General features: G+C 71.0%; 8 protein-coding genes. 5 read left to right on the top strand and 3 right to left on the bottom strand.

The genetic code is table 11. The annotated features are described in order from the left end of the window. Positions 1 to 143: 143 nt before the first annotated feature. On the bottom strand, positions 144 to 797 hold the full coding sequence (locus H0U68_RS20625) for an ankyrin repeat domain-containing protein (RefSeq protein ID WP_296358777.1): 654 nt from the start codon (positions 795 to 797) through the stop codon (positions 144 to 146). 35 nt (positions 798 to 832) lie between these two features. Between H0U68_RS20625 and H0U68_RS20630 the strand changes: the two genes are divergently transcribed. Next, a complete protein-coding gene (locus H0U68_RS20630) occupies positions 833 to 1408 on the top strand; it encodes a hypothetical protein (RefSeq protein WP_296358778.1) in 576 nt (191 codons plus the stop codon). Between the two features lie 56 nt (positions 1409 to 1464). Next, positions 1465 to 2274: a hypothetical protein gene (locus tag H0U68_RS20635; RefSeq protein WP_296358779.1), complete on the top strand. Its 810-nt coding sequence runs from the start codon at positions 1465 to 1467 to the stop codon at positions 2272 to 2274. A gap of 21 nt (positions 2275 to 2295) precedes the next feature. On the opposite strand, the gene H0U68_RS20640 is transcribed toward H0U68_RS20635, so the two are convergent. Both H0U68_RS20640 and H0U68_RS20645 read right to left on the bottom strand, forming a co-directional pair. Further along, complete coding sequence (locus tag H0U68_RS20640; protein WP_296358780.1) at positions 2296 to 2622, bottom strand: DUF4148 domain-containing protein; 327 nt, start codon at positions 2620 to 2622, stop codon at positions 2296 to 2298. Positions 2623 to 2744: 122 nt separating this feature from the next. Continuing rightward, entirely contained in the window at positions 2745 to 6188 is a 3444-nt protein-coding gene (locus H0U68_RS20645; RefSeq protein WP_296358781.1) for a DUF748 domain-containing protein, read from the bottom strand. A 100-nt stretch (positions 6189 to 6288) separates the two neighbouring features. On the opposite strand from H0U68_RS20645, the gene H0U68_RS20650 reads away from it, so the two are divergent. From H0U68_RS20650 to H0U68_RS20660, 3 genes are all read left to right on the top strand, one after another. Continuing rightward, a complete protein-coding gene (locus H0U68_RS20650; protein WP_296358782.1) occupies positions 6289 to 6669 on the top strand; it encodes a hypothetical protein in 381 nt (126 codons plus the stop codon). 51 nt (positions 6670 to 6720) lie between these two features. Next, positions 6721 to 7587, top strand: a complete 867-nt coding sequence (locus H0U68_RS20655; RefSeq protein ID WP_296358783.1) for a hypothetical protein — start codon at positions 6721 to 6723, stop codon at positions 7585 to 7587. A gap of 138 nt (positions 7588 to 7725) precedes the next feature. Then, a partial coding sequence (locus H0U68_RS20660; RefSeq protein ID WP_296358784.1) for a methyl-accepting chemotaxis protein occupies positions 7726 to 8489 on the top strand: 764 nt, incomplete at its 3' end.

The following is an 8489-nucleotide window of genomic DNA, read 5'->3' on the forward strand; positions in this document are numbered from 1 at the left end:
CTCCTGCTGCGTCTGCCCATCCAGCTCAATCGACTTGGCGACCCGCATGGCATCACACCCCCTTGGCCATCGGAGTATGCCTTCGAGCGAAAGTTCAACTAATTCGCGCGCACTACACTAGCGGCGCACAGGATTTCCAGCGCTCAGCGCCCGCCCGCCTGCCGCAGCATCTCCGCCACCCTCTGCTGCCCTCGCCGCACCGCATGCTGCAACGGCGTCACGCCGTCCCGGTCCGCGATGTTCACGTCCGCGCCTGCCGCGATCAGCATGCGCACGATCTCGCTGTGCGCTGGGCCGCCGTTGCCCAAAATCACGGCTTCCAGCAGCGCGGTCCAGCCCAGGTTGTTGACGTGGTTCACGTCGATCTTCGTCGCGAGCAGCAGCCGCACCGTGTCCACGTGGCCGTAGTGGCACGCGGGAATGAGCGCGGTGCCGCCATAGCGGTTGGTGCTGGCTAGATCGGCGCCGGCAGCCAGCGCGGCGCGCACGATCTCGGTGTGGCCCCTGGCGCCGGCCAGCAGGAAGGCGCTGTCGCGGATGTCGTCCTGCGCATTCACGTCCGCACCGCGTGCGACCAGCAGCCGGGCCACCTCCGTGTGGCCGCCCTGCGTGGCCGCCAGAACGGCGTTGCGGCCGCGGCTGTCGCGCGCGTTGACGGGCGCGCCGGTGTCCAGCAGGCGCCGCACGGCTGGAAGGTCACCGCGCGCGGCGGCGTCGATCAGGCTGGTGGTTTGGGCCAGTGCGCGCGTGGCGCAGGCCGCCCCGCAAAGGGCAAGAACGAGGGAGCGACGCTGCATGATGGCGACATGGTAGCCAGCGTTCACAATGCCGCATGGCCATCATCGCGACCCCCTCCCGCCGCCAGCTCACCATGGCCATCCTGCTGGCCGTGGCGGTCGCCGGCGCCGTGATCCGCAGCTATGCGCCCAATCCGTCCACGCTGCGCGACGTCGGCACGCTGCTGCTGGTGATGTGGCTGCCCGCGGTCGGCAACCTCGTCGGCTACCTCATTCGCAAGATCCCGCGGCGCGCACCGCGTGCCGTCGCCGGCTTTGCCGCGGATGCCGCGTTCACGCCGCACCTGCAGGTGCAGTTGCACGCCTTGGACGTGCCGGCGCACACGCTGGCTTCGCTCGAGGCGCATGCGCGGCAGTGCGCCCTGGTCGTGGGACAACAAGGCTTCACGGCGCGGGCGGAGCTGCCTATCTTGCAGACGCTGCAGGGTGCGCAAGAAGACGCTGCACATCCGGCGGAAGTCGCCGTCGCCGTCGAGCTGCTGCGCCCCGCCGTTGCCGTGTCGCACTTGGCGGCGGGCACGCAGTTCCACCTGCTGCTCCACACCACCGCCGTTGCCACGGGCACGGTGCGCGAGGTCTATTTCCAGGCGGAGATGGCCGGCGGCGGCTGATTCTTCCAGTGGCCCCATGCGCGGCCCGTGCCGCGTTTCGCGCTTACATTGCGGGAATGAAGCCCTCCCTCCACATCCTGGCCGGCCTGGCGCTGGCCGGCGCCCTCGCCGGGTGCGCCACCGCCCCGGCGGCACTGTCGCAAGACCAGATCGGCGCCATCGTCGCCGCGCCCGACCGCGCACCGGCCGACCGCGTCAACGACGTGCGGCGCAAGCCCACCGAGATGCTCGCTTTCGTCGGCGTGCGGCCCGGCGCCGTGGTGCTGGACGTGAGCGCGGCGCGCGGCTACACCTCGGAGCTGCTCGCGCGCGCCGTCGGGCCTACCGGCAAGGTGTACGCGCAGAACCCGCCGCGCGCGGAGAGCCGCACACCACCGGCCCAGCCTAAAGGCGCCGCGGCACCGCCGCCGCCCAACGCCGCCCCGCCCACGCCCACGCTGGCCGAGCGCGCGCGCAATCCGGCGCTGGCGCACATCGTGCCGGTCACGCGCTCGTTCGACGATCCGGTACCGCCGGAGGTTGCCGGCAACACGCTCGACCTGGTCACGCTGATGTTCAATTACCACGACTTCGGGCACATCGGCGTGGACCGCGCACGCACCAACGCCGCGATCTTCAAGGCACTGAAGCCGGGCGGCATCTACGTCATCGCCGACCACGCAGGACGGCCCGGCACCGGTATTTCGGAGGCGGGCACGCTGCATCGCATTGAAGAGGATTTCGTGCGGCGCGAGGTGGAAGCGGCCGGGTTCAAGTTGGCCGGGGTTGGCAATTTCCTGCGCAACCCGGCCGACCCGCGCGACCGCAACACGCCCGAGCCGGCGATGCCCAAGGACGAATTCGTTCTCAAGTTCGTCAAGCCCTGAGCGCGCCGCGGCGCGGCTTGCTTACTGCTGCGGGTGGCCGCCCTTTTCGCCGCGCGTGATGGTGCCTTGCTGCATGGCCTGGATGGCTTCGGCGCGCACCTGCTCGCGGGTGAGCCAGCGCGTTGCCGGTGCAGCGCCCATGGACGTGGTCTGCATCCCGGCTTGCATGCCGGTCTGCATGCCGGCTTGCGCGCCGGTGTGCATGCCGGTTTGCTGTCCCGGCGTCCAGTTGCTGGCGTGCATGGCCATGCCGCTGCGATAGGACTGCGAGCCTTCGGCTTCGTCGGCATGGGCCATGCCGAACGGCAGTGCGGTGGCGGCAAGGATCAGGAGGAGGTGGCGGTTCATGGTGTTTCCTTTTTTAGCGTTGTTGAAGTGACGCCCTGAATACGCCGCGTGCCGCCACATGGATGTGCTGACCTTGCAAGCTGCCCGGCTTTGAATCCGGATGAGCTTGCCGTTTTCCCTGGCTAGCGCGACGAAGCCAGCCCCAGCTTCACCGGCACGGGCTTGCCGACCGCCACCTCGGCATCTTCTGGCGCGCCCGCCACGATGCGCGCCGCACCGACGCCGGCTTCGGCCAGCGCCGCCGCGATGGCGCGGGCGCGCTCGGTGCCCAGCTGGGACAAAGCATCGGCCGGCAGCGCGTGCTCGCGCTCCAGCCGCTCGCGCAGCTGGGCATAGAAGGCGCCGGCATCGGCCACCTGCGGCTCGCCCTGCACCATCTTGCCGACGCGCTGCCACACGGGCAGCGCCTGGGCCTGCGGCGCGGACGCGGCGTCCTGCGGCTTCGCCGCGGCCGACGCTTCCGCCGCCTTCTTCTGCTTGTCCAGCTCCGCTTCGCCGAAGCGTTGCGCATACAGCGCGCGCAGCGCGGAACGCACGGCGCGGTCGCCCGTGTCCAGCGGGCCCGGCGCTTCGCCGGCCGCCAGCTGGATGCCGGCGCGCTGCGCCACCTCGCGCCGCACGGCCAGCATGCGCAGCGCGGCGCCGTCGGCCACGCTGCCGTATTGCGCGGGCACCGACAGGCGCAGGCCTTCGCGCTTGCCCATGATCTGCGCCACCTGCCGCAGCTTCTCGCGCTCGGGCGGCAGCAGCGTGCCGCTGCCGGGGTCGAACACGATCGCTTCGAGCTTCTCGCCGCTGAGGCCCAGCGCCGCGCCCAGGGCGCGGAACGGCGCGGTGACGATCTTGGTGAGCACGTTGGCAAGCGCCTTGCCGATCACCGCGCCGTAGCTGAAATGCGGATCGGCCAGGTCGCCCGCCACCTGCAGCCCCAGGTCGATGCGGCCGTCGGCATCTTCCAGGATCGCAATGGCCAGCTGCAGCGGCAGCTTCAGCGCGTCGGGGCTGTCCACGCGCTCGCCCAGCCTGAGCTTGTCGATGACGATTTTGTTGTCGCCTTCCAGCTTGCCTTCGCGGATCTTGTATTGCAGGTCCAGCGAGATCTTGCCGCCGGCCACGCGGTAGCCCGCGAACTTCATGCCGTAGGTGGACGCGGGCACCATGTCCACGTTGCGGAACACCACGCCCAGGTCGGTGTGGCTGCGCGGCGAAAATAGGTTCAGCTCGCCGCGCACGCGCGCCAGCCCGAACGCGTCCACGCGCCCATCGAGCTCCACCTGCGCGCGCGCGCCGGGGCTGGACGACAGGCCATTCACCACGCCATTGAGTTCGTGGATCTTGGCGCTGAACTGCGGGCGCAGGCTGAGGTCGGTGAAGTCCAGCTTGGCGTCCTGCACGCGCACGCGGCGGATGCGCATTGCAAAGGGCTCGCTGTCCGCCGCGGGGGTGCCAATTGCCGCGCCGTGCATCGCAACAGGGAGCACGGCCGCTGGCGCGGGCGCCGTCACCAGCAGCCGCACGGCGTTGAAGCTGCGGTCCGGCTCGATCGCCATCTTGGCGTCGAGGCCGGCGATGCGCAGCTCGGGGATGTCCAGCCGGTTGGGGCCGGCCGTCGCCGTGAGCTGCGGGATGTCCAGCGTCCGCCAGGCGGCGAACACGGCGCCGCCCGCTTCCTTGAGCACCACGCCGCTCACACCGACGCTGCCGTCGTAGCGCAGCACCGGCTTGTCGCGCGCGCCCGCTCCCGGGCCGGCCACGAGTTCACCTTGGGCGGACAGCGCCCCGCCCTCCAGCGTGAGCTTGACGTGCTGCGCCAGCAGCGGCTGCAGGGGCTTGAGCGACAGCGTGTCCAGCTTCAGCCGCGTGCGCACCGCGCCGGTGGCCGGCACCACGCTGCCCTGCGCCGCCACCTGCCCGCCTTCGCGCAGGCTGAAGCGGGTGTCGAACGCCACCGGTTGCCGCGCGTCGGTGCCGGCGCCGAGCAGGCGCGCGTGGAAGTCCGCCACGTTCAGCCGCACACCGCTGCCCTCGTCGCCCAGCGCCGCGGCGAACTTGCCGAGTTCGATGGCGCCGACGACGACCTGCCACTCGGGCGCGGCTTTGGGTGCCGTAGCTTTGGTTGTGGGCGCGGCGACGTTGGCGGGCTGCCCCGCGCCCGGCACCCAGGCCGCGAGGTTGATCGCGCCCTTGCGGTCGCGCAGCACATCGAGCTGGCCGCCTTCGGCGAACACGCGCGCCACATTGACCTTCCGTGCGCCCAGGTCCAGCGCCGCGCCTTCCAGCCCGAGCCGCGCCACCTTCACGGGCGGCTGCTTGCCCTTGGCGAGAACGACGTCGCCGAGCACCAGCGCGCCGTCGGTCACCTTGGCTTCCAGCGCGGCGCCGTTCTGCGCCGCCTGCAGGCCCAGCTCCAGCCGCGCGCTGGCGGCGGCCAGCGTCAGCGGCGGATCGACCGTCGCGTCTTCGACGGCCAGCGCGATGCGGTCGAACAGCACGCGCCGCACCGCCACCGACCAGCCGGACACCGGCACGGCAGGGGCAATCGCCGGCACGGCCGCCGGGCCTGCCGCCTCGCGCATCAGGCCGGCGATGTCCAGCGTGCCGCGCGCGTCGCGGCGCACGCTCAGCCTGCCGCCTTCGGCGCGCACGTCGGCAACAGCAATTCGGCGCGTCACGATGTCCGCGTCGATGCCGCTCACGTCCAGCCGCGAGAGTGCGGCGAAGGAATCGGTGGCGGCCTCGCGCGCCACCGCCAGGTCGCGCAGCGCCACGCGCGCGCCGGCCAGCTTCGCTTGGAGCCGGCCGCCCGCATAGGCCAGCGTGTAGGGCACCGTCGCCGACAGCATGCCCGCCGCCAGGGTGGCCCGTGTGGCGGACTTCAGGTACACCGACAGCTCGGGCAGCGAGGCGTTTTCCAGCACCAGTTCGCCGCTGGCGCGCATCGGGTCGAGCGTGGCCTGCCCGGTCCAGCGCAGCTTGCCGCCGCGCGCCCATTCGGCGGTGAAGACGTGGGTGTCGCTGCGGTCTGGCAGCGTGCTGAAGCCGGTGAGCTGGAACGCGATGGGCGCGAAGGTGTTGGCGTAGCCGGCCTGCCGGTCCTGCAGGTCGACACGCCCGCCCGCAACCGAGAGCCGATCGATCACCAGCCTGGGCAGCGACGCATCGGTGGAAGGTTTTCTGCCGCGCGCGAGCGCCTTGGCCAGCTCCGCCATGTTGAAGCGGCCATCCGGCGCGATGGCCAGGTGCACCCTGGGGTCGGCCAGTTCGATGTGCGAGAACCGCCACGCGCCCGTGGCCAGCGTGCGCCACTGCAGCGCGACGTCCAGCCGTCCCAGCGACAGGATCGGCGCGCCGTCCGCCTCGGCCAGCGCCAGCGCGTCGGCCCGCAGGCCCAGGGTGAACGGGTTGAAGTGCAGCGCACCGAGTGTGGCCTTGCGGCCCAGCTGCGTTTCCACATAGCGCACCATCTCCCGCTGCGCGAGCCACGGAACCGCCCAGAACCCCAGTGCCGCATAGGTGGCAAGCACCGCGGCGGCAATGGCCAGCCAGAACCTGATTCGCTTGCTCATCCGCGGAGCATAGGCTCATCCGTGGCGCTGGGGGAGCGGAACTCTCCCACACCGCACCACTCTGATGCGAAGCCTCATCCGGATGACAATTCACTTGCCCTTGCCCCGCCTTCCCCGTTCGCTCCGCCTGCTCGCCGCCTTCGCCTGTGCAGGCCTGGTTGGCGTTGCTCCCACCGCCTCCGCTGCGCCCCCCTACCAGGGCCTGTGGTGCGGTACCGGCCTGCTGCACGAGTTCCGGCTGAAGCTGGCGCCCGGCGCCGACCGCAACGAGGTGAATGGCGTACTGGCGCGCAAGGACCGCGTCCGCCAATTGCACGGCAGCTTCGACGGCCGCACCCTGCGCACCCAGGCCACCAAGTACGGCGCGCTGGTGCTCACGCTGGCGGGCAACGAACTGCGCATCACCGGCGGCGACGGCCCGCTGGCGCTGGCCCAGGGCACGTCGTTCCGCCGCGCCAGCGGCGACGCCTGCGGCGGTTAGGCGCCCGCGCGATACTGCTGCGGCACAACCGCACATTCGCCGGAGAAGCCCATGGCGTCACGCGTTCTCTACAGCCACGAATACAGCCGCGAAATGAACCAGGGGACGCTCGACCCCGATGCCTTCGACTACCGCTTCCTGTGCGAAGGCGATTCCTGGATGGACCGCAGTTCGCCCACCCAGCTGTCGCTGCCCTGGGCCCTGGCCAAGACGTTCCATGGCGGCAAGGGCAACCGGGCGCTGTTCATCAACCTCTCGCGTTTCGGCCACACCCTGCGGCGCATCGGCGACAGCCTGAACGACGATTTCCTGCAGTGGCTGAACACCGACATGGGCTGGCGCTTCGACGCGCTGCTGTTCAGCGCCGGCGGCAACGATTTCATCGACGCCGCGCTGGGCCCGCCGCCCGGCAAGGGCATCCTGCGCGACGTGCGGCAGTCGCAGCCGGCCGGGGCTGTGGACTGCTTCGACGCGGACGCGGTGGCCACGCTGGTCACCGGCTACCTCGACCCGAACTTCGAGAAGCTGCACGCCACGGTGCGCAACAGCAGGCTGCACGGCGGCATCCCCATGTTCCTGAACTGCTACAACATGCCGGTGGCGCGCAATGCGCCGGCCATCGCCGGCCACAAGGCCTGGCTGTTCGAGGCGTACCGCAAGAACGGCATTCCCGAGGCACTCTGGCCCGAGGTGACCGAGCGCCTGTTCGTCGACGTGGAGTCCGCCGTCACCGGCTGGGTGAAGGGCGCGCCGCACCCCGGCGTGTTCGCCGTGCCCACCACTGCAGTGCCGCTGGTCCCCGCCGACCCCGCAAGCACCGGCAACAGCGGCGACTGGCTCAACGAGATCCACCCGAACAAAAGCGGCTGGAACAAGCTCGCCACGGCCTGGCAGGCGGCGCTGGACCAGGTGCTCTGACGTGTGGGGAATACCCATCAGTTTCGCTGACACGCCCAGGCCAGAAGCCTGAAAAAGCCGCGTTCCGTCCTTTTGCGGGTTCGACCCAGGCGCGAAAGCTGTTGCATCTCGTAGCATCGGCAGCCTGGAGGGGAACCGATGCTCAAGTCGTTGTATGCGCCCGCATTCTGGGCGCTGGGCCGCCTGGGCCAGGGCCCGGGCTTCGTGCTGCTGGGCGCCATGGTCGCGGCGCCCGCGGCGGTGGCCCTGTTCGCGCCGCTGCCGCGCGAGGCGGGCGTGCCGCTGGTGCTGGGGCTGGTGGCCCTGGCCTGGTATGCCATCGCGGCGCTGCGCGCCTTCATGTCGCGCGACATCGAGCGCGTGGTGCAAATCACCCAGCGCATCGCCAGCGGCGAGCTCGTAACCGACGAGGCGCGCGCTTCCACCAGCCACGGCTTCGGCGGCGACGTGAACCGGCTGCGCAGCGCCATCATGCAGATGAACCGCAGCCTGGGGCTGATCGTGCGGCAGGCGCTGGCCAGCTCCGAGGCCATCGTGTCGGGCACGCGCGCCATCGCCGAAGGCAACACGCAGCTGTCGGAGCGCACCCACGAGCAGGCCGCCTCGCTGGAGGAGATCGCCACCGGCATCGAGCAGCTGGCCTCGTCGGCCCGGCAGAACGCGCAGGGCTGCGCGCGGGCCGACCAGCTGGCGGCCGACACGGCGCGCGTGGTGGGCACGGCCGCTTCGCGCATGCAGGAAGTTGCGGCCACCATGAAGCGCATCGACGGCAGCGCACAGCGCGTGGGCGAAATCCTGGCCACGGTGGAGAGCATCGCCTTCCAGACCAACATCCTGGCGCTCAACGCCGCGGTGGAGGCGGCGCGCGCCGGCGACCAGGGCCGCGGCTTCGCCGTGGTGGC

Origin of the sequence: Ramlibacter sp. (assembly GCF_013697775.1) — a bacterium.
Taxonomy (GTDB): Bacteria; Pseudomonadota; Gammaproteobacteria; order Burkholderiales; family Burkholderiaceae_C; genus Ramlibacter.